This is a genomic window from Metabacillus rhizosphaerae (genome assembly GCF_037201795.1).
In the GTDB taxonomy this organism is placed as follows: domain Bacteria; phylum Bacillota; class Bacilli; order Bacillales; family Bacillaceae; genus Metabacillus; species Metabacillus rhizosphaerae.
Genome location: NZ_CP147403.1, coordinates 4,355,474 through 4,378,103 on the forward strand (window position 1 = coordinate 4,355,474; position 22,630 = coordinate 4,378,103).

Consider the following 22,630-nt stretch of genomic DNA (forward strand, 5'->3'; position numbering starts at 1 on the left):
AAGACATATTCCATACATGTGTATGCCCTTTACATATTAATTTGAATCCCAACTCACTTGATTTTCCCACATGAGAAGTTTAAATTAGATAAAAAATCAGATTTTAAAGTGATTTTACAAATCATGCCTAATTACTTGTTGCAATTTACTATTCTCGAAGTATAATTTAAGTAAGAATGGCTCAAACTGAAAGTGTTCCAGAAAAGGAGAGAAACAATGGACGATCAAATTCGACTCGATCCAACCAAACAACCAACAACTGAAAACCTCGCACGTGCTATTTATGTAGTAAACCGTCATGCAAAAACCGCACCAAATCCTAAATTTCTTTATGGATTAAAAAAGAAGGCCTTGATAAAGCTTGTTCATGAAGGAAAGGCGAAAAAAGAAGGACTTCATTTTTCTAACAATCCAAAATATAGTAAACAACAATCTGACGTACTAGTATCAGCTGGAGAGTATTTCTTTCATATGCCTCCTACAAAAGATGACTTCGATCAACTTCCACATTTAGGATCCTTGAATCAAACATATCGTAATCCCAAAACACATATGTCACTATCAAAGGCAAAAATCCTTTTACAAAATTATGTAGGGATGAAAGAAGACAAACGCCCACCTAATTCATTCCAGTCTAAAAAAACACGTACATACGAAAAACCAGTGTTCAAAAGACTTGGTGAAAGTTATAGGTGAATAGAAATGCGGAAGCGCATTTTTCAGCCTAGAAAAGCATAAGACGCTCCTGAATTGAAGGTGTTCTTTACCTTCAGTTCAGGAGTGGCTTATGCTCGAAGGGCTAGGCGCTGGAGCTAGACACGAAAACTTGTTGAAAAGTTTTCCATCTTATCTGTAATAAAATTGGAATCGCATTTTTCAGCCCTGAAAAGCATAAGGCGTTGGAGTTAGATATATTATAATTCCAACGATGTATTATTTCTAGTGATCAAAAACCTCCAAACAACTCTTCAATATTCCTTTTAACATCGATAAAATAACTTGGTACCTCTGAATTATCCAAACCATAATATACTGCCTCTAAAAGATTTTGGTAATACCAAGCTTGCTTATCAAAGCCACGATTAAAATAACTCCAAATGTCGTCTCCATGAAGTCTATGTTGTTTCAACAAATCAGAAGTGTTATCTAACTTATCTGCTGCAATCAATGCTTTTATCTCCAATGATGCTGTTTTGGCTTTTTCTATCGTTTCGTTTTTTCGCTCTTCCCATTCTAATGATTTATTTTCTGAATTTGCTAAAACAAGCTCCACTACCTCGTTGCCAAATAAATTCAAAATTTGCAACTTTGTTACTTTTGTATCCTCAATAATATCATGTAAATAACCTGCAGCTACTACATTATTTGAAAAGCCTGCATTGAATAATGTTAAAGCTACATTCTCAAGATGCGTAAAATATGGAGTGCCACTTATTTTTCGCAGTTGACCTTGATGAGCCTTTTCAGCAAATTTTTTTGCTTTTGTAATGATCATTCCTTCACCCCAAAAAAAGCCACTAGAACCATTATCCCAAGTGGCTTAAAAAATTTTATTTATATAACGAATTCTCTATAGGATTAATTCATCAATTTTAGCTATGAGTTCACCTATTTCTGGTTTACTTATTTGTGAACTTGCCCCTACAACTTCACCTTTATGGCGCAAATCATTAGTTATGAGAGATGAAAAAATGATAATAGGAAGAATCATTAACGATTGATCATCTTTTATTCGTTTCGTAAGATGATGACCATCCATTTGTGGCATTTCAATGTCTGTTATAACTAGCTGTATCTCGTCTTCTATTGCCTTTCCTGATTCAATAATTGAAAGTAAATATGATAAAGCATCTTTACCGTTCTCAAAGAATTCAATATTTTGGAACCCTGCTTCGTTTAATGTCTCTTGTAAGAGCTTTCGTAATAATGGTGAATCTTCAGCAACGATAAGCTTTTTGACAGAGCGTTCTCTTGTCCCTAACTTTTTCACTTGCTCAACATTAATACTAGATTCAGGATTAATATCAGCAACGATTTTCTCAAAGTCTAACATTAACACCATTTCATCATGAATTTTGACTACCCCTGTGATCTGACTTTCTAAGCCTTGATAAATGCTTGACGGTTTTTCGATTTTATCCCAAGAAATACGATGTATTTGCGTAACTGAATGAACATGAAAAACAATCTTTGTTTTATTAAATTCAGTTATGATGAATTTATCACTATTCGGATCATCACTGTGGCTGTACCCAAGTGCGTTTGCAACATTTACAACAGGTAAAATCTCTCCACGGATTTCAATTATTCCTTCTACATTAGGATGAGAATGAGGAATTTTAGTTATCTTAACAGGCTGAATGATTTCTTTTACTTTTATTACATTGATTCCAAAATTATTTTTACCTATACTAAATTCTACAATTTCTAATTCATTCGTTCCACTTTCAAGTAAAATTCCTTTTTGTTGGTCCATCTTTTTCTTCCTTCCATGTAATCAACTTTTGCATTGTTTATATCGGCTTATATTTTTGAAACTAAAGTATAATTTTAAAGTCGAGTTAGTTAAATAATAAATGACTAGCATGTAAACTTGTATTTAACGTACTACACATTTTATGTATTTATTTAATATAGTTTAATGAAAATAAAGCTTGGAAACAAATCCAAGCTCCATTAATACAAATAATTTAATACTCTTTCATCAGCAAGGTTAGTGTCAATTGGACATTTTTTTGAATTCCGCCCATATTGCCATAACCATACATTTGCTTTACAGTTTGGCTTCGCTGGATTATACCTAGGTGCCTTTCGTTCTGAAGTGGCTCCAGTTTCAGGTTCTGCACTCCAAAGAATTCCTTGAACAGCAACTTCATTATTTTGATGGACAGCCTGACAATAAGCTTGTGAAAAATCTCCTTTTAGAGGATCATGGTAAAAACCTGAACGATATTCTGAACGTAAAAGCGTTTCAACCCATCCTGTGATCCATGGTGCATCTACTTTAAAAAAATTCTCAACACTAGCAAATAATGCAATATTTTTCGGAAGTCCTAATCTCCTAGCATGGTAAACTGCATTTCTTGCAGCTATTCTCGCCTCTTCATAACCTACAGCTTCCGTGATGACATTGTAAATTGGTAATATCTTAATACCTTTACTTCTTATAAAAATAATTTCTTCTTTAGTTAGCCCACTCGAAACATTTACTTTTTCAGATAAATATCTTCCCCAATATTTAGGTAAACCAAATTGATTCTTCACACATTCATAAAATTCTTGATCAACCGGATTACTCGAGTCAACTCCCCATACCTTTCGTGCCAGAGACCTCACACCCTTTCTCTCTAAGCTCTACTCATATATATGAGATAAATGGTTGTCTCAAACATACTACGTTACAAAGTTTTTATTCCTAGGTTTCGAAAAAATATCAAAAAATAGTGTTAGGAGCTTTTATCACCAAACTCTTTTCCTCTAGTTTCTGAATGGAAATAAAAAATTCATGCATGATAAAAAGAGACTTATCTTAAAAATTTGGATCTGTTAAACTGGGTTGTTGATTTCTGCTGCATGCGTTTGCATTCTGTGGGCGGTCCGGGATCTTACGTATTCGTTGCAATCAACAATTTGCCTAAAACAACATTGAGCTATAAAAGATCCTATAATTTATAAGAAAAATAATGCATAAATGTAACTCTCTTGATATAATCCTTTTTGTGAATCGTATGTACGATTATACGGGTTGGGCTGAGGGTTACACTTAAGGAAGGTAAACATTGAATAAATTTTTTCAACTTAAAGACAACAAAACAACTATTAAAAATGAAATACTTGCAGGAACAGTTTCCTTCTTTACTATTGTTTATATTGTCGTCGTTAATGCTGCAATCTTATCTGATGCAGGTATTCCATTAGAAGCAGGAATAATCGCGACTGTGCTAACCTCGATTGCAGGATGTTTTATCATGGGGTTCTACGGAAATACTCCAATTATCCTTGTACCAGGTATGGGAGTAAACGCATTATTTACCTATACGATTGTTTTAGGGATGGGGTTATCGTGGCAAGAAGGATTAGCTGTTGTTTTTGTATCAGGTTTATTATTTACTGTTATTGCTTTTACAAAGCTAGCTTCGATTATTTCAGAATCGATCCCTCATTCCTTAAAAGAGGCCATTACAGTTGGTATTGGTTTATTTCTTACTTTTATAGGCTTGCAAAAGGGTGGAATTATCATTTTAAATAAAGAGACATACGTATCATTAGGTGACTTTAGTGATCCAGCTGTTATATTAACACTAGTTACATTATTAATAACAATTGCGTTATTTGCAAGGCAGATTCCTGGTAATTTCTTAATTAGCATCCTACTTGGTACACTTTTAGCTGGATTTTGTGGTCAACTTTCATTTGAATCTGTAACACATCCAGAAAATGCCATACATGCGTATAAAGATGTAATCGCCGCTATGTCTTTCGAACGAATTGCTGATTTAACTTTCTGGACAGCTACATTCTCACTAACAATGGTTATTGTTTTTGAGAATATTGGACTTGTGTTTGGACAGGTTCATATGATTGATCGACCAAACACGTACAAACGTTCATTACGAGCCAATGCATTATCAACTATTACATCTGGTTTATTTGGTTCAAGCCCAACTGTAAGTACTGTTGAAACAGCAGCAGGAATTACTGCAGGAGGTCGCACTGGCTTAACCTCTGTTACAACTGGGGTTTTGTTTTTAAGTTCATTATTATTTTTACCCTTTATTAAAGTAATACCTGATAGCGCGATAGCACCTATATTAATCTTAATTGGGAGCTTGATGATTCAAAATATACAGCATATTGATTTAACTGACTTTAGTGAAAGCTTCCCATCATTTTTAATTATCGCCTTAATTCCATTTACATATAGTATTGTAGATGGAATGGCATTTGGATTTATTATCTATCCATTTTTGAAGGTTTTATTAAATAGAAGGAAAGAAGTAAAACCTCCTCTTTATTTTATTGCAGGGTTATTTTTACTTAACTTCATCTTACATGCTCTTCATTAATTTACTAAGGCAGACCAAAAAATGGTCTGTCTTTTGTTTTAGGATTATTTATTCGCACACAGTGTTTTGTATAAAAAACCTCGACTATTTACAGAATATATAGTGTGATGATGTTTACTACAGAAGGTACTTACATTGTGAGGTGTATGATGAAATATTTAGTGATATTTATGTTCCTATTAGCCTGTACTGCCTGTAATACAGTTGATAAAAGTGAGGCATTAAATGAACGCAATAACGAAGAAAAAGGCTTGCTCCAAACTGGGAATGACAATACAAGGACGAGCGATGACTTATTAGTTGAATCAAGAGAAGAATTTAATCTAGATAATGATCGCGATCCATTGCACCCAACTAAAGCCGAAGAGCTTGTAAGAGAGAAACTCGACTTGCATGAAAATGAGGATATGATTGTTCAATATGATCACTTAGAAAAAGGTAATTATATTATCCATGTTTATTCAGTTGTGGGCGTACAAGAAAAAAGTGAAGCTTGGTATATGGTTGACTTAGAAACAGAGGATGTAGAACCACTTAAGCGTTAAAAAGAGGATGATGCAAAGGAAAAGCTTTGCGTCATCTTCTTTTTTATACTAAGATCTGTGTTAAAGCTATCTGTTGGTTTAGGCACCTTATTGATCGTATCGTAATGTGTGAGACTCCTGCGGGTTTGCGAGTCCAAGGGAGACCCCGCAGTTGCAAAGCACCAAGGAGTCTTCTGGATCCGCATGCAGCGGAAATCAACAACAGAGTTTAACAGAACCTTTTTTCAAAAAAAAAAAAAACACAACTAGGTATATAGAACTATTCAAAAAAGCCATATTTAATAAGCATTACAGTATATTCCTCTTAAAAATTTACACTAACTTAACAAATTAAATGTAGGCAGTATAGTAAAATAGGAGTAAATCAAAGCCTGTAAAATAATAGGAGTCGTGAGTATATGTTAACCATAGGGGATATTTCAGAAAAGGTACCCGTTGTTTCATTAACTACCAAAAGTGCTGAAGTAAACTTACTTTTTGAAGTTAATCCCGATCTTGAAGGAATACTTGTTGTTGAAGATGATAAACCTGCTGGATTGGTTATGAAATCTCAATTTTATCGTAAAATTTCAACAAAATATGGCTTTGATCTCTTTATGGGTAGGCCGATAAATCTAGTCATGGATACAAATCCATTGATCGTTGAATTCTTTGATCCAATCACATTAGTTAGTTCTAAAGCAATGGCCCGAAGCCAAAAGAATCTTTATGATTATGTTGTTGTTTTACAAAATGAACGTTTACATGGAATTGTTAGCATTAAAAACCTACTAATTAAGCTAGCTGAAATCCAAGTAAACCAGGCTATGTACACAAATCCTTTATCTGGACTACCAGGTAATGTTCTTATCGAGGAAAAAATGCTTGATTACTTACAAAATGGAACAAAGCCATTTTCTCTCTTATATTTAGATCTTGATCATTTTAAGGAATACAATGACACGTATGGTTTCAAAAAAGGCGATTTACTAATTAAAGAAGTTTCTAATCTACTAAGTAAATATGTTCTGTTAAATAATCATGAGGACTCGTTTGTTGGTCATATCGGAGGAGATGATTTTGTCGCTATTCTACCAAATCATAACTTCGAGCCAACTTGTCAAGCAATCATGCAAGAATTTAGAAATCGTATAAAAGAGTACTATGATGACAATGACTGGAAAAATAAATATGTATTTACCAAAGACCGTAATGGCCATTTTGGGAACATCCCTCTTGTGACCCTTTCTATCGCGGTTGTGACAAACGAATATCACACCTATAATTCAATAGATGAAATTAGTAAGATAGCTTCTGATGTCAAAAAACAATGTAAATCATATGATGACAGTTGCTACATTCATTTTGAAAATAAGAATAATAATTTAATCGAACAAACGAATTGTAGTTGTACATAATTTCTGCTTTTTAGACAACTCAGTTATTACAAAAATCTTTAAGAAGTTGCTTTAATAGCTTTTTTCTTTCTTTTTTATGTTTCTAATTTCTCAATCATACTGTCGGTGATTTTCTTATCCGCTTCATACTAGCTGCCATTTGATCTTACATTAACGACATTTAGTTCTATGGGTAGACATTAGCAATCAACTTTCATGAATAGACGTTCACCTATTGCTTCCCCCCTGCATATCGTAACCTTGAAGGTTCATGTGAGAGGAGAGAAATTTAGAATGTATCCATATCATCGTCAATTTACAATTCAAATCCCTGGATTCCCACAATTTGGTGGTCAAGGAGGATTTCCACCTGTTGGCCCTCCAGGTGGTTTTGGTCCTGGTCAGCCACCATTTGGTCCTCCTGGTCAAGGTGGAGGATTTGGCGGAGGTCCTGGTCAAAGCGGTCCCCCATCAGGTCCACCACCAAGTACAATTCCTCAAGAACAGGGTCAAGGACAATTTGGTGTTTTTGCGGTTGATCCAGGTGGAATTCGTGGATGTCTCTACCGCTTTACGTACATTCGCTTAAATAATGGCCGTGCGTTTTGGTACTACCCAACATTTGTAGGCAGAAACTCTGTAGCAGGCTGGCGTTGGCGCAGAAACCAATTTCGCTGGGAATACTTCGGCATTGATTTAGATCGTATTCGTTCGTTCAGTTGTAGGTAAGAAATAATCGCAAGAGCCCTTTCTCATTTTCTGCACTTGCACAAGGGATCGCGCCATTGCTAGAATTAAAACAAAATACAAAAACATTTTCAATAGGAACCGATCATTATTAGGTTCCTTTTTATGATTCCTTTTCCCCAATTCCTCTCTCATCTTTCGTTTTTTCACATAGGTTAGGTAGATATTGTAAAAATAAAACACTAACTTTTGTACAAAATAAAGTTTGTCTTTACTTTGTACAAGGAGGGAAAATGATGACAAAACGAAATCGACGAACAAAATCTGGCCTGCAAACAGCAAAAGCTATTACAGATCCAGAAATTGCAAAGGAAATTTCCCCAAATACGAATAAAAAAGCAGAAAAAACACATCCGAGAAACCAGTAACAATATAAACAATGTGATGGTAAGATTAGGGAAATAAAAAAATAAAGTTAAAGGCAAAAAATCGTCAGGAATCTAAATCAATGACTAAAATTTCCTTAACATTTTTGTTTTTCTATCTCATTAAAATATACTCGGACGGACATCATAAAATAGAGCATCTTATCGTGCTCAACGTTCCTAAACCATTCAGGAGGGGTGTTTGACGATGGCTAGAAACAAATTATTAGTGCCTGGTGCAGAAAATGCTCTGAATTCCATGAAACAGGAAATTGCGAATGAATTAGGGGTTGAACTGGGTGCCGATACGACAGCTCGTGCAAATGGTTCTGTTGGTGGAGAGATGACAAAGCGATTAATCGCGATGGCCGAAAACCAACTTCAGAATCATACACATTAATTTTCCCAAGGGAACCTCATTATATTGAGGTTCCTTTTTAAAAACTAATGTATATTAGCCAAATCCAAAGTTATTCGATTATGAAAATTTTTAAGAGGCCATTATAAAAAGAGTGCACTTATAAGCAAACAAACAAATGAGATTTTGCTGCTTTTAAGCGCACTTCTTTAATTATATAAAGTAAGTAATATCATGCATTTACTTCTTTTGAATAGTTAAGAAAGAATTGATGTCTTCGTTTGGCTTGAGAAATAATCATTTTTATTTCGTTTTTATAAAAGTTCAAATGTGCAAGTGTTAGTGCTGAAAGCATTTCTGTTTCTAATTTAGCAACAATATCTTGTTCTTCTTTTGTTAACAACCCTTTTTCAACAATCATCTTTTTCACCTCTTTTATCATTTGGCCAAAAAGTGTTTACACTAATATGTATTCGTTTGTTTGAAGTGTTTATGTCGGTATTATAATTTTGTCCCTTTATGAAAACGAAACCAGCCCATTCTGTAGAAGAACCAAATCATTGCTACACTAATGGCTAACATGATACCCAATACAATAAAATAACTATATTTCCCCGCCAATTCGGGCATATAGTCGAAATTCATTCCATAGACACCTGCAATAAATGTTAAAGGTAAAAAAATCGACGACATCACTGTCAATGTCATCATAACTCGATTCATTCGATCTGAACTAATAGACAAATAACTATCTCTAATATCTGCAGATAATTCCCGATTAGCATCAATCATTTCAACAAGCTTTAATAGATGATCATAAATATCATGAAAATAAACCTGCTTCTCTTTTAATGTATTCAATCTAGAGGATGAAATGATACGATATAAGAGATCGCGCATAGGAATTATCGTTCTTCTTAGTTTATTTAGCTCAGAGCGAATGTCGAAAACCTGCTCCATTAATTCACTAATTGTTCGATCACTTGTATTATCTTCAATTTGATTAATTAAATCTTCTAATTTATAGACAGGTGGAAAATAATCATCAACGAGATGATCGATAATATGATACATAATTTGCATTGCATTATTTTGTAAAGTTTTCTCCTTTTTCACACGGAACCAGATGTTATTTATATCTCTGATTGGCTTTTTATGAAATGTCACAACATAATTATCTGAAACAAATAAATCTACCTCATCCGCTTCAAGTGTTTTCTGATTAATGGAATGAACAACAATAAAAAGATAATGATCATAAAAATCCATTTTCGGTCGTTGGACATATTCTATACAATCTTCAATAGCTAGCGGATGAAAGTGAAAATAATTTGATAGAAGCTTCACCTCTTCATTTGATGGCTCGTGAAAATCTACCCAAAACCACTGAATCTGCTGATTTTTTAGCGACTTTAGAGGTAAATCATAAACAACTTTATTGTCTGCTGTAATTGCTAATGTACGGATCAATACCTTCACTACCCTCTTTAACCATATCTTTAAAACTATTCCCCCATATTACTTTTACTAAACTTATCGTGGGATTAAAAAAATAAGCAATATTCGAAAATGATTATTGTTTTTTTGTGTTCATAGCTGTACAGAAGATGGTAAAATAACACCTATATATTCATTTAATAACGACAAATTTCGAGTGGTGATAGAAGCACCATCGAAAAATGGAGGTAATGATGGAACACTTAGTAAATTCACGTGTTAAACAAATTGAACTCTCAGGGATTAGAAAATTCTTTAATATGGTAGCAGATTATGAAGATGTTATTTCTCTCACGATAGGTCAACCTGACTTTGAAACTCCAGTGCATGTTAAAAATGCTGGAATAGAAGCCATTCAACAAAATTTCACTACATACACTCACAATGCTGGTTTTATCCAACTTCGCGAGGCAGCGAGTCATTTCTTATTTAAAAAGTATGGTCTTACATACTCTCCTGAAAATGAAGTAATCGTGACAGTAGGAGCAAGCCAAGGGATCGATTGTACGTTTCGTACATTATTAGAAGAAGGCAGTGAAGTAATATTACCTAGCCCAGTTTATCCTGGTTATGAACCGCTGATTAAGCTTGCTGGAGGGACACCTGTTTATGTGGACACAACAACTAATCAGTTTAAGCTAACGGCTGAGTTACTTGCACCATATATAACTGAAAAAACTAGATGTATCGTGCTCCCATATCCATCAAATCCTACAGGAGTCACGTTGGAGGAGGATGAGTTACAAGAAGTTGCTGAATTAGTCAGAGATAAGGACATATTTATCTTATCAGACGAAATTTATAGTGAGCTTGTATATGGAAAGCACCATCATTCGATTGCTCGCTATTTACGAGAACAAACAATAGTGATAAATGGACTTTCTAAATCACATAGTATGACTGGATGGCGTATAGGTTTATTATTTGCCCCTGAAGCTGTTGCCAAGCACTTATTAAAGGTCCATCAATATAATGTGTCATGTGCAACCTCTATCTCACAAAAAGCCGCATATGAGGCACTTACTACAGGTATTGATGATGCAACAGTTATGAAGGATGCATATCAAGAACGATTAGAATATGTATATACCCGTTTGGTTAAGATGGGTTTTGAAGTTGTTAAACCAGATGGAGCTTTTTATTTGTTTCCTTCTATAAAGAAATTCAATCAATCTTCCTTCGATTTTGCACTATCACTAGTTAAGAATGCTGGAGTAGCACTAGTTCCTGGTAGTGCGTTTTCTGAATATGGAGAAGGCTATGTTCGGCTTTCTTATGCATATGCTATGGAACAACTAATTGAAGCTATGGACCGGATTGAAAATTATGTGAAAAGTTTATAAGATTTTACTAAAACAGCGGCGAAGAAGCCGTTGTTTTAGTATGAAGGAAAGGGTTTGAGCCCGCTTAAACTATTTATTTTGCCCATAGTAGTTTAGTTGGGAATGAAACACTCAAACTCCTCCTTCATTTTGATACCAAAATGAAAAATATTATACCGCTTTAAACAAAGACTAAATTCACCATTCAAGTTCATCCACATGGAATTTCAACCGTAAACGTACTACCTTCCCCTAGTTTACTTTCGACAAAAATGGTCCCATTATGATCCTCAATGATTTTGTATGTGATCATTAACCCTAAACCATTTCCTTTTTCTTTTGTTGTCAAAAAAGGCTCACCTATACGTTCAATTAGTTCAGAAGGTATTCCTTCTCCTTCATCTTTGACAATAATACTGACATTTTTGTCATATCGTTTTGTGTGAACTGTAACCTTTCCACCCTTAGGCATCGCATCAATGGCATTTTTAAATAAATTGATAAATACTTGCTTAAGTTGATTTTGATCACAATTTATCATTATATTTGAATTATCATGTTTTTGTTCAATTGAAACACTATTCAAATTAGCCTGTGTTTCCAAAAGCATCGAAACATCCTGCAGTAATGTTACTAGATTAGCTTGCTTAAATTTCGTTTCCTGTGGCTTTGCAAGCATAAGCAGCTCACTCAAAATCATCTCAATTCGATTTAATTCTGAAAATATAATATGAAAATATTGATTATGATTTTTCAACTCAGGATGCATAATTTGTAAAAATCCTTTAATTGCAGTTAAAGGATTCCTGATTTCGTGAGCAATTCCAGCTGCTAGCTGCCCAGCAATGGAAAGTTTCTCAGAGCGAAGCATTAATTCTTCAGTTTTTTTACGATCTGAAATATCTCGTAAAATGACTTGAACAGCTTGTTCACCGAAATAGGTTGTTGGAATACACACCATTTCTGTATAAATTGTTTTATCCTCAAGAATTGTCCAAGATTGATTTGTTACATTAACCTCTGATTTTCCCGTTAAAATACTTTCTAATGATTCCTTCATTTGCTTATGATCATTAGGATGTAAATGTTCAAAAATATTTTTCCCAAGCATTTCTGGATAATCTCCAGCTTCGAAGAGCTTTACACCTGATTCATTCACAAACACCCATTTATCTTGATGAATTACCGCAATTGTATCGATCGAATTGTCGATTAATCGTTGGTATCGTTCCCTACTTTTCTGGAGGATTTTTTGAAAGTTTCTCCTTGAAGAAATATCAGTTAATACGATTAATTCTGCTTTTTGATTTTTGAAGGTTGTTAGATTAGCTGTTACTTCTACACTAATTTCCGTACCATCAAGTCTTCTCCACATTTGTTCAATAATGCCTATTTTTTCGCCATTATGTAACCTTTGAATTCGATTTTTAACAATATCATGGTAACTTTTATCAATAAAGTCAGCTGTATGTTTACCAATTAGTTGATCCTTAGAACTTGCACCAAGTAGATCCTTAAACGCCTTATTTACATAGCAAATTTCACCAAAAATAGACAAATACAATGGACTAGGTAAATCCTCTAGTAAAAGATCACCATCCACATTACCAATTGTATGATCACTATTACTTTCAATACGATCATTTGAATGAGTAATAACCAAATTAGTTTTCAATGCTCTCATTTTAAGAACAATTTCTTGCCCATGCTTAGAGACATTACTTCGAATAAAATCCACAGTTGCCTCAAACCATATATACCTTCCGTCTTCATGTAAAAAGCGAAATGTACAGGAGTTCAAATGATGCTCATTAAAAAAATAACTCTCAATTAAAAACAAATCTTCATTATGTATAAAATCTTTCATATATTTTCCGACTAAATCATCATTTGGATAACCCATTTGTTCAATCGAATTTGAAGAAATATATTGGAAGCGTCCGTTTGATGAAACTACAGCATATACTTCTACATCCTGTATTACTGTATCTACATTTGTTGCTTTACGATCCATAGCTTCCCCTCCTTTTCATTACCTCTTCACTAGGGAATAAGTATAAATAAAGAACATATTAACTGTGAAACGAGATGGCTGACGCCTTACGCCACCATTGATAGAAGATCGAAACATTGTTGCACTTACGTAGTACCTACCCTTTAAAATTAGCGAGTTGACTAAACAAATGGATTAAAGCTTGTACCAGACTAGCTTAGCCTTAGCCCTTACCAAAAATGTAAAACATTGCGTTACTATATTATTATTCAATTTCAATTATTAAAAATCCTTTTTTAGGATATTCTTGACTAAAATTTTACATTCCTTGAGATGAAAGCGTTAGTTTATAAGATTATCTAATATATAGATTTTAATAGGATAACTTAAATTTATAAGTCTTAACGTTAATATTAAGTGTACGTTGTTATAAACTTTTGTCAATATAGAAACCTTTATCCCTTTATAATTAACGACCATTCTACCAATTGAATGATCATCATTTAACGCGAAAAACCCTTTATACCTCCTACTAAATATCTACTAGTCAAGAGTTCAATGATTTTCACTTTGGATCACCAAATTAATTCTATTTCGATTTACTATCTTATAATAGTCAACAGAGACATTAATTTCACTATAATTTCACTATCAATCCGTATGTAAAAATAATGCCAAACCTCTAAAAAGGTCTGACATTCTAAATTGTGTTACTTACCTATTCCATCTTGCATCAATCAACTAGTCTTCGGAGTTGGCCGTATCTTTAGAGCCATATAAATATATTAGCTAATGCTTTTTAACCGTTTCATCTCTTAACGCTCTACGCAAAATCTTACCAACATTTGTTTTCGGAAGTGCTTCTTTAAAATCAATGTATTTCGGAACCTTAAAGGCCGCTAAATGCTGGCGACAGTAAAGAATAATTTCATCACTTGTTGCTGTTTTTCCTGCTTTTAATACGATAAATGCCTTGACTGTCTCACCACGATATTGATCTGGCACCCCAATAACAACTGCTTCCTGTACGCTCGGATGCTCATAAAGAACTTCTTCAATATCTCGAGGATAAATATTATAACCACTGGCAATAATCAGATCTTTTTTTCGGTCTACAATCGATAAGTAGCCATCTTTATCCATTCTTGCGATATCACCTGTAAATAACCAACCATTACGGAGAGTTACAGCAGTTTCCTCGGGCATATTCCAATAGCCTTTCATCACTTGTGGTCCTTTAATGATTAGTTCACCTAGCTTACCTATAGGAACTTCTTGTGTTCCTGTTCCAACATCAACGATTTTATAGGCAGTACTTGGCATCCCCAAGCCAACAGTACCTGGTTTTCGTATCTCGAATGCAGGGTTGCAGTGTGTTGTCGGTGATGCTTCTGAAAGACCATAACCTTCCAAGATTTTCGCTCCAGTTTTCCGCTCAAATTCATTTAAAAGCTCAACTGGCATTGGTGCACTTCCACTATTACAAATTCGAATTGAATCAATACCATAATCTTCCGCATTAGGGTGATTTGTAATTGCTACATACATTGTTGGTACACCCGGAAAGAGTGATGGCTGCTCACGTTTGATTGTTTGAAGCACTTCTTCCAAATCAAACCTCGGTAGCATAATCATAGAATTACCACAGAGAATTGAGAGATTCATACAGCTAGACATTCCAAAAACATGGAATAAGGGAATGACAGTTAAACACTTTTCCTTCCCTAATACGATTTCATCTTTAAAAAATTCATATGATTGAACAGCATTTGCTACAATATTTTTATGTGAAAGCATTGCCCCCTTTGATCTACCAGTTGTTCCGCCTGTATACTGGAGAACAGCAATATCATGCTCTGGTTCACATTCAACTGGAAACACTTGACCAGTTTGTTTTGCTAAAAATCTATCAAATGTATAATCCTCAGGTTGATTTTTTTCTGAAGGTTGAAGGCTAACTGTAATAATATTTTTTAAATTAGTCCTTAATTGAATGGCCTTTATTCTTGGATAGAGGGCATCTAATACAACGATCGTTTCAGAATCAGAGTCATTTACAATATACTCTAGTTCCCTTTCGACTAGCATTGGGTTAATTTGTGTAACGATTGCACCAGCTGTTAGTGCACCAAAGTAAGAAACAATATATTGAGGACAGTTTGGGAGCATAATAGCTACACGATCTCCCTTTTGAACACCTGATTGCTGTAAAGAGGATGCAAACGCAAACACCATTTTTGCAATCTCGTTATATGTTAAACGAATACTATAAAATGAAACAGCTTCATGATTTCCATAGATTTGAACAGTTTGCTGAAGCATTTCGGGAACGGAAATTGGAGGTATTACCACTTCGTTTGGTATATGATCCGGATAAGTAGAATACCATTGCTTTATATCTTCCATTAATTGATCCTCCTCAAAAAAATATTTTAATAAAATCAAATAATAATAAATTGGCTATATATTTTAAACTGAATGAATTTAGCTAGTAATTTCTCATAAAATCCTATATATCCCAACCTCTCCAATCACCGTAAGCGTTTACATTCTTTTCAAGAGCATGTGTCTCTGCTCAAATTTACCGGTACAGTAGTTATCTAATCTACCTTACTTTTTGATAAAGTAGGTATTTAACCACCATTGTTCTTTGAATGTTGAAATGCTGATAAAGAAGATTCTTTTGGGTAAATATATTCGACCATAGAAGTATGTATTCGCTCTAAATGGTTAATTCCCTTTTCTAATTTAGGGAAAGTTCACATAACTTTGTTCCTTTTCAGATGTAGAGTCGTCTTCTATTATCTTATTATAAATCTCACAAACTCTTCATTTTCTCAAATGTAATAGAAAAAAGAGACACTTGGTCTCTCTTAATGACTTCCCTTATATTCGCCGTTATTTTTGGATGCCTTTTCTTTTTTCGCTTTGTCTTTATGAATTTTATTTGTTGCAGCACTACCTAGCTCATGGCTAAATTCTGAATCAATGACGGCTGAATCAAAGCCCTTTTTATTTTTTTGTTGTGGATCGTTTTTCTTTGTACGTTTTGCCAAGTTATTTCACTCCTTTTAGTTTACACGATTATTTTGTGAAAAATAGCGGAATTTATGTACTAGAGTTAGTAGGGAAATATATGCATGCATAGCATTTAATTAGTTTAAAATTGAGTTATTATTTGTGAATTTACTCTATTTTCCACTATCCCTTATTAAAAAACAGAGTCTAAATCATGAGATTTAGACTCCGTTTTTGTTTTAAAATTCACATAGAGTTAAGCATTAGTCCATAAGAATGTTGCATTTAATCCTCTTCTTTTGTGCTTTCTTCCATGTCTATTTCAGTTGTTGTTACGTATTTCTTTTGAAGATCTATATAAGCTTTAACGATCCGATTGGCAATATGTTTGTTTACAGCATCACTATCATTACTTGCCCATGGAACAACTACACTAAATGCTACCTGAGGATTTTCTGATGGATAATATCCAACGAAGTTTAAATTATTCGTTTCTTTTCCCCAGTACTGACGTTTTGGTCCATAATAATTAGTTTGTGATGTACCCGTTTTACCAGCTACATCATAATCAATATATCTAGAAGCTGTCCCTGATGTAACGACAAGCTTAAATCCCTGTTGAACTCGTTCAATTTCTTCTTTCGTATTATTCACTTTATTTAATACTTTTGGAACTTTATCAACAACAATTGGTCCAAGTTCAGCTTCTTCGACAGGTGCATGGATACTTGTAACGATTCGTGGTTGAACACGAGACCCTCCATTTGCAATAACTGAAACGTATTGTGCCAATTGAAGAGGTGTATAAGTATCAAATTGTCCGATCGCAATATTTAATAGCTTACCTGCAGTATCAGGTACACTTTGTAAACCTGATGACTCTTGTGGTAAATCGATGCCTGTGTGAACTCCTAAGCCAAATTGTGCAAAATAATTTCGAAGCCTTTGGAAATCCGCTGCTGATACGTCAATTGGTCCATGTTTTACATACGTTACATCTGCAATTAGCATCGCAACATAAAACATATATACGTTAGATGAAAGTTTTAATGCACTTAAATCAGACATTAGTCCTAACGGCTTGTAAGAGCCAATTGGTTTTGGGTTTCCTTTAAAATAAAGGGGAGTATCATAATATGTTTTACCAATTGGCATTCCAAACTGATATCCAGCAAGAACAGTTGCTCCCTTAACAGTAGAACCTGCTTCATACTGGGTAGCAAAAGCTCCATAAGCAAAGTCAAGCATTTCTCCACTTCGATTTTTATCATTAAGCTGCTTACCAACCATTGCTAAAACATCACCTTGATAAGGATCCATCATAACAACAAATGCTCGATCCATTAAAAAGTGACTTGAGCTTGCTTTTCGTAATTCATCCTCTACGATCTCTTCGACCTTCATTTGCAGCTCCATATCAAATGATAGCTTTAAGTCATACCCTCTTTGTCCCTCTTCAACGACTTCTTCAGAAACAATGCTGCCACTTTTATCTGAAACATACTCAACCTTTGCTTTTTGCGGATTTAAGTAATCTTCATATTGATATTCCAGATAGGAAGTTCCTACACGTTCGTTTCGGGCATAGCCTCTTGCGGTATAATAATCTTCACGCGATTGAAGAATTCCTTGTTCAGGTGAACTAATTCCACCAAAGATCGTTTGCAATGATTCATACGGGTAAGATCTTCCCCAATCAGTGATTACATCAACACCTGGGAGTACTTCTAAATGCTCTGCAACTAGAGATACTTCTTTATCCGTTAAATTTAAGGATTTTACAACCTGTGGTTCATATTGATAACCCGAGGAAAAACGTGTGTAAATATAGGCAAGTTCTTTTTCTTTGTTATTCCCCTTAATAGCTGCTACTTCACCTTCAGGCACACGATCAACCTGTAATTTATACGTTTCTGAAGGCTTTAATTCTAATTCTTTCTTTGAAAGCAGATTTTTAGACTCTTCTGGATGTGACGCCAACCAATAGTCTTTTATATCTCGATCTTTTAGCTCTTCATCTAAAAATTCAGTTTCGTAATTAATATACTCCGCAAGCTTTTTTGCAGTTTCGATTTTGTCTTCAGCCTTTGTTGTTTTGTCAACAGTATATGTAATAGCTGGTACACTCTCGTTGTCAACAACTACTCTGTTGTAACGATCATACATTTTCCCTCGAGGAGCTGGTAAACTTGCATAATCTGATTCAGTTCTTGCTACTTCCTTTGAAAATTCTTCACCTTGTACAATTTGAACGACACCTAAACGAACGATAAGTGCAACGAACAGTAAGAAGACAAGGAAAAAGAATACATTAATCCTAACATATCTTGATTTTTTTAGTTTACGATGCTCAGATGCATTTGCGCCTTGTTCTGTCATAGTAGGTTCCTCCCTTTTAATTTTTTAGAATCTATAAAATAGGCTCATATTATCATTTTAGTCCACCCTTTATTTTACCACTAACATAGGTGTAGTTATAGCCTAAGATTATTAAAATAATGTGAATACAACGTAGTTACAATTGAAAAAGACAATGTGAGGTCACATTGTCTTTTAGACACAATTAATAGACGTTTTCCATTTAAATTAGTTTCAAATGGAAGGCTCTTGCTCTAGAATTTTTTATTCGTTCTTCCATAGCTTTAGTAATGCTTGTGTTCCACTGTTCTCTTCACCTGACTTAGCAAGCTGTTCATAAAGCGTATGTGCAAGCTCTAATCCTGGTGTGTTTACATTCATGTTATTAGATTCTTCTAAAGCAATCCCCATATCCTTTATAAAATGCTTAACAAAAAATCCTGGTTCGAAATCATCTGCAAGCATCCTAGGCGCTAAATTACTAAGTGACCAACTTCCTGCAGCACCAGTTGAGATACTCTTTAGTACATTGGTTGCATCTAAGCCTGATTTTTTTGCATAAGCGATCGCTTCACAAACACCTATCATACCAGAGGCGATTGCAATTTGATTACACATTTTTGTGTGCTGACCTGAACCCGCTTCTCCTTGATAAACAATATTTTTTCCCATTACTTCAAACAATGGTAAACATGTTTCAAAAGCTGCTTTATCACCACCAACCATAATTGCTAGTCTTGCTTCTCTTGCACCAATATCTCCTCCTGAAACTGGAGCATCAAGTGAATATACTTTCCTTTCTCTAGCTTGTTCATAAATTTTTTTAGCTAATGTTGGTTGTGATGTCGTCATATCAATTACATATGTATTTGGTTTTGCAGCTTGTAAAATTCCATTTTGACCTAAATAAACTTCTTCTACATCCTTTGGGTAGCCAATCATTGTAATAATGATATCACTAGCTTTAGAAAGTTCATTCACCGAATCCTTCCATCTTGCTCCTACTTTGAGAAGTTCTTCCGCTTTTTCTTTCGTCCTTGTATAGACAGTTAAAGGGTAACCTGCTTTTAAGATATGATTTGCCATACTATTCCCCATAACCCCTAGGCCAATAAATCCAACTGTTGGTTTCATTTAAGTTTCCTCCTGATTATTAATATTTGGCTTATGACATAAAATAAAGAATTTTTCGAGTCATCCCCCATTTATTATATGGACTTCAACATACCACCATCAATTAATAAGGTTTGTCCTGTCATATAACTATTTGCATCAGATAATAGAAAGCTTACATAATTCGCAAATTCGTTTGGCTCTCCATATCGTCCTAACGGTATCGTCTTCTTCATCTTTTCTTCGATTTCTTCTTTTGTCATTCCTTGCCTATCTGCTGCATCGGCATCTAAAAACGCTACTCGTTCTGTAGCAATCCTACCTGGTGCAACCGTGTTAATTAAGATATTATATGGTGCAAACTCGCTTGCTAGTGTTTTTGTTAAGCCAACAATTCCTGTTCGAAAAGTATTGGACAGGATCAATCCTGGAATCGGTTCTTTTACTGAGGATGAGGCTATATTGACAATTTTCCCACCGTTGTTCTTCATATGTGGTAAAATTTCTCTCATAATTCTAATATAGCTTAATAGATTTAATTCAAAAGCATGTTGCCAATCATCATCTGTCATTTCTTCAAATGTTCCAGCTGGTGGTCCTCCTGCATTATTAACAAGGAAATCAATTGAACCGAATGCGTCTACCGTTGTTTCGATGAGTAGTTTAATTTCATTTGGACTTTTTATATTACACGAATAAAATTCAATTTTCCCTTTACTAGAAAGCTCTAGTTCTTTTTTTACAGCTTTTAATTTTTCCTGATCACGACTGGATATCATGACATTAACACCTTGTGCAGCAAGCTTTTGAGCAATTGCTTTTCCTAATCCTTGGCTTGATGCAATAACAAGTGCGTTTTTTCCTTGAAAACCTAGATTCATTTTTCGCCACCCCATATATAATAGATACGTTTATTTTATCACTTTCTAAATAACGTATGAAATAAAGTCTCCTGAAAATTAATACTTATTAGAAAATGAATGCCTGCTTATTTTTAATTTTTTTATTTAGGAGGTAACTCAAATGTTTCGGAAAGAACTTTATTTATTTAATGGTGGAATACCTGTTAAGACTGTTTTTCGTCAATATACACAAACTGATTTTGAACAGTTGATTTTGATTCAAAAAGAAAGCTTTCCACCTCCATTTCCTTCAGAGTTATGGTGGAATACAGACCAGTTACAAAATCATGTGAACTTTTTTCCTGAAGGGGCCATCTGCGCTGAAATTGACGGTAGGATTATTGGTTCCATGACAGGATTGATTGTTCAATTTGATCATAATGTTCATCAATATCATTCGTGGGAAGATGCCACAGATAATGGGTATATAACTAATCATCTTCCTTCAGGCAATTCTTTGTATGTTGTTGATATTTGTGTTGCACCTTCTTACCGGAAATTAGGTGTGGGTAAGTGGTTAATGCAATCGATGTATGAAATTGTTATCTCGTTAAATTTGGAACGATTGCTAGGAGGTGGAAGGGTACCAGGCTATCATAAGGTTAGTAAAGATCACTCGATTAATGAGTATGTGGACGCAATATTAACTGGGAAGTTAAAAGATCCTGTTATGTCTTTCTTATTACATTGTGGTAGAACACCGGTTTGTCCTGTGGAAAATTATTTGGAGGACGAGGACTCTTGTCATTATGGTATGTTGATGGAATGGAAAAATCCGTTTACATAGAAGAAATGTAGCAGCAAAGTCAATTGTGTATTGGCACCTACTCAGGGGCTTTCCCCAGCAATTGTCGGATAACACGGTAGTCATAAAAGAAAGACAGGTTCACCTCCTGCCTTTACGTAAAATATTCAACCTTTGCATTTGGAAAGTAGTGATCGACATAATCCTCAAGTGTTTCACGAAGCTCTTGTTCTTGATCTTTTGGGTAAATGTATTTTCCAATCCCATATCTTCCCCATTTGTATCGTCTTTCTTCTTCATTTAATTCAAGCTTTGTTTTGGGGTAGTTTTTTTGGATGACTCGTTTTGCTGGTTTGGTGAAACGATGCTGAATCATTTCAAAGGTAATATCATCTCTTACATCAGATGGAAGTTGGGCATCAAGCTTTTCAAATAATACTTTATAGCCCTCCTGCCAGTTTTCATGGATATAAATTGGTGCAACAATAAAACCTAAAGGGTAACCCGCCTTTGCCACTTTTACTGCAGCCTCAATACGTAAATCCAAAGATGAGGTTCCTGGTTCAAAATTCTTAATTACATAATCAGCATTGATACTAAATCGGAACCTTGTTTTCCCATTGTGGTTTGCATCTAATAAATGATCGACATGATGAAATTTCGTTACAAAACGTAACCTTCCCATATTTGTTTGACCAAAGAATTCAATGGCTGATTTTAACGAATGTGTTAAATGATCTATTCCAACAATATCTGATGTACATGATGCTTCAAATCGTGTAATCTGTGGTGCACGCTCTTCCATATAGCTTTGAGCCTGATTAAGGATCTCATCAACATTTACATATGTCCGTATGTATGGCTTACTTCCCATTGTTGTTTGTAAATAGCAATAATGACAGTGACCCATACAACCAGTTGCGAGTGGAATTGCATATTCAGCTGAAGGTTTGGAGCTATCGAATTCTAATGTTTTTCTAACACCTACTACAAGCGTAGACTTTGCTGTGCGATATTGTTGCAGATGATTATTACCAGGAATATTTCGAACTTGATTATGAGATGTTGTTTCCCTGATCTCAAGCCCCATCTTTTCAAATTTCTCCTTCAACTCAACACCACGGGGATATTCTAAAGCTCTAGGCTCGATATATACTAATTGCGGTACAAATGGTTTAATCAATTTGATCTCATCTCCTAAATAGAAAAGACTTCTATATGGATA

Annotated in this window: 21 protein-coding genes; 9 read left to right on the forward strand and 12 right to left on the reverse strand. The window is 34.5% G+C overall.

Annotated elements, in window-relative coordinates; all coding sequences use genetic code 11:
- Positions 1-216 precede the first annotated feature (216 nt).
- Positions 217-696 carry a YkyB family protein gene (locus WCV66_RS21160; protein WP_338786757.1) on the forward strand — a complete coding sequence of 160 codons (480 nt, stop codon included), beginning with the start codon at positions 217-219 and terminating at the stop codon, positions 694-696.
- A gap of 250 nt (positions 697-946) precedes the next feature.
- On the opposite strand, the gene WCV66_RS21165 is transcribed toward WCV66_RS21160, so the two are convergent.
- From WCV66_RS21165 to WCV66_RS21175, 3 genes are all read right to left on the reverse strand, one after another.
- Complete coding sequence (locus tag WCV66_RS21165; protein ID WP_338786758.1) at positions 947-1,495, reverse strand: HD domain-containing protein; 549 nt, start codon at positions 1,493-1,495, stop codon at positions 947-949.
- Positions 1,496-1,570: 75 nt separating this feature from the next.
- Complete coding sequence (locus WCV66_RS21170; protein WP_066330842.1) at positions 1,571-2,476, reverse strand: chemotaxis protein; 906 nt, start codon at positions 2,474-2,476, stop codon at positions 1,571-1,573.
- A 200-nt stretch (positions 2,477-2,676) separates the two neighbouring features.
- Complete coding sequence (locus WCV66_RS21175) at positions 2,677-3,327, reverse strand: glycoside hydrolase domain-containing protein (protein WP_338789512.1); 651 nt, start codon at positions 3,325-3,327, stop codon at positions 2,677-2,679.
- 452 nt (positions 3,328-3,779) lie between these two features.
- On the opposite strand from WCV66_RS21175, the gene WCV66_RS21180 reads away from it, so the two are divergent.
- From WCV66_RS21180 to WCV66_RS21205, 6 genes are all read left to right on the forward strand, one after another.
- Positions 3,780-5,066, forward strand: coding sequence for an NCS2 family permease (locus tag WCV66_RS21180; RefSeq protein WP_338786759.1), 1,287 nt, complete (start codon positions 3,780-3,782; stop codon positions 5,064-5,066).
- Between the two features lie 149 nt (positions 5,067-5,215).
- Complete coding sequence (locus WCV66_RS21185) at positions 5,216-5,611, forward strand: hypothetical protein (protein ID WP_066330850.1); 396 nt, start codon at positions 5,216-5,218, stop codon at positions 5,609-5,611.
- Positions 5,612-6,009: 398 nt separating this feature from the next.
- The gene (locus tag WCV66_RS21190) at positions 6,010-7,008 is read left to right on the forward strand and encodes a GGDEF domain-containing protein (protein ID WP_338786760.1); all 999 of its coding nucleotides are present in this window, start codon (positions 6,010-6,012) and stop codon (positions 7,006-7,008) included.
- A gap of 273 nt (positions 7,009-7,281) precedes the next feature.
- Complete coding sequence (locus WCV66_RS21195) at positions 7,282-7,716, forward strand: hypothetical protein (protein ID WP_066330855.1); 435 nt, start codon at positions 7,282-7,284, stop codon at positions 7,714-7,716.
- Positions 7,717-7,970: 254 nt separating this feature from the next.
- The gene (locus WCV66_RS21200) at positions 7,971-8,102 is read left to right on the forward strand and encodes a hypothetical protein (RefSeq protein ID WP_269748955.1); all 132 of its coding nucleotides are present in this window, start codon (positions 7,971-7,973) and stop codon (positions 8,100-8,102) included.
- Between the two features lie 205 nt (positions 8,103-8,307).
- Positions 8,308-8,499: an alpha/beta-type small acid-soluble spore protein gene (locus WCV66_RS21205; RefSeq protein ID WP_066330858.1), complete on the forward strand. Its 192-nt coding sequence runs from the start codon at positions 8,308-8,310 to the stop codon at positions 8,497-8,499.
- 190 nt (positions 8,500-8,689) lie between these two features.
- Here the strand turns inward: WCV66_RS21205 and WCV66_RS21210 are convergent, their stop codons facing one another.
- Positions 8,690-8,878 (reverse strand): hypothetical protein, encoded by a 189-nt coding sequence (locus tag WCV66_RS21210; RefSeq protein WP_066330860.1) that lies wholly within the window; start codon positions 8,876-8,878, stop codon positions 8,690-8,692.
- Between the two features lie 80 nt (positions 8,879-8,958).
- Positions 8,959-9,927 carry a magnesium/cobalt transporter CorA gene (gene corA / locus WCV66_RS21215; protein WP_338786761.1) on the reverse strand — a complete coding sequence of 323 codons (969 nt, stop codon included), beginning with the start codon at positions 9,925-9,927 and terminating at the stop codon, positions 8,959-8,961.
- A gap of 221 nt (positions 9,928-10,148) precedes the next feature.
- Between corA and WCV66_RS21220 the strand changes: the two genes are divergently transcribed.
- Positions 10,149-11,297: an aminotransferase A gene (locus WCV66_RS21220; protein ID WP_338786762.1), complete on the forward strand. Its 1,149-nt coding sequence runs from the start codon at positions 10,149-10,151 to the stop codon at positions 11,295-11,297.
- Between the two features lie 190 nt (positions 11,298-11,487).
- On the opposite strand, the gene WCV66_RS21225 is transcribed toward WCV66_RS21220, so the two are convergent.
- From WCV66_RS21225 to WCV66_RS21250, 6 genes are all read right to left on the reverse strand, one after another.
- The gene (locus WCV66_RS21225) at positions 11,488-13,290 is read right to left on the reverse strand and encodes a PAS domain S-box protein (RefSeq protein WP_066330868.1); all 1,803 of its coding nucleotides are present in this window, start codon (positions 13,288-13,290) and stop codon (positions 11,488-11,490) included.
- A 768-nt stretch (positions 13,291-14,058) separates the two neighbouring features.
- Positions 14,059-15,675 carry a long-chain fatty acid--CoA ligase gene (locus WCV66_RS21230; protein ID WP_338786763.1) on the reverse strand — a complete coding sequence of 539 codons (1,617 nt, stop codon included), beginning with the start codon at positions 15,673-15,675 and terminating at the stop codon, positions 14,059-14,061.
- 467 nt (positions 15,676-16,142) lie between these two features.
- Entirely contained in the window at positions 16,143-16,325 is a 183-nt protein-coding gene (locus WCV66_RS21235; protein ID WP_066330880.1) for a hypothetical protein, read from the reverse strand.
- A 247-nt stretch (positions 16,326-16,572) separates the two neighbouring features.
- Entirely contained in the window at positions 16,573-18,666 is a 2,094-nt protein-coding gene (locus WCV66_RS21240; protein ID WP_338786764.1) for a penicillin-binding protein 2, read from the reverse strand.
- A 243-nt stretch (positions 18,667-18,909) separates the two neighbouring features.
- Positions 18,910-19,779: an NAD(P)-dependent oxidoreductase gene (locus WCV66_RS21245; RefSeq protein WP_338786765.1), complete on the reverse strand. Its 870-nt coding sequence runs from the start codon at positions 19,777-19,779 to the stop codon at positions 18,910-18,912.
- Between the two features lie 74 nt (positions 19,780-19,853).
- The gene (locus WCV66_RS21250; RefSeq protein WP_066330891.1) at positions 19,854-20,639 is read right to left on the reverse strand and encodes an SDR family oxidoreductase; all 786 of its coding nucleotides are present in this window, start codon (positions 20,637-20,639) and stop codon (positions 19,854-19,856) included.
- 142 nt (positions 20,640-20,781) lie between these two features.
- Between WCV66_RS21250 and WCV66_RS21255 the strand changes: the two genes are divergently transcribed.
- Positions 20,782-21,447: a GNAT family N-acetyltransferase gene (locus WCV66_RS21255; RefSeq protein WP_338786766.1), complete on the forward strand. Its 666-nt coding sequence runs from the start codon at positions 20,782-20,784 to the stop codon at positions 21,445-21,447.
- A gap of 112 nt (positions 21,448-21,559) precedes the next feature.
- Here WCV66_RS21255 and splB read toward each other — a convergent pair whose 3' ends face one another.
- A complete protein-coding gene (gene splB / locus WCV66_RS21260) occupies positions 21,560-22,588 on the reverse strand; it encodes a spore photoproduct lyase (RefSeq protein ID WP_066330897.1) in 1,029 nt (342 codons plus the stop codon).
- Positions 22,589-22,630: the final 42 nt, after the last annotated feature.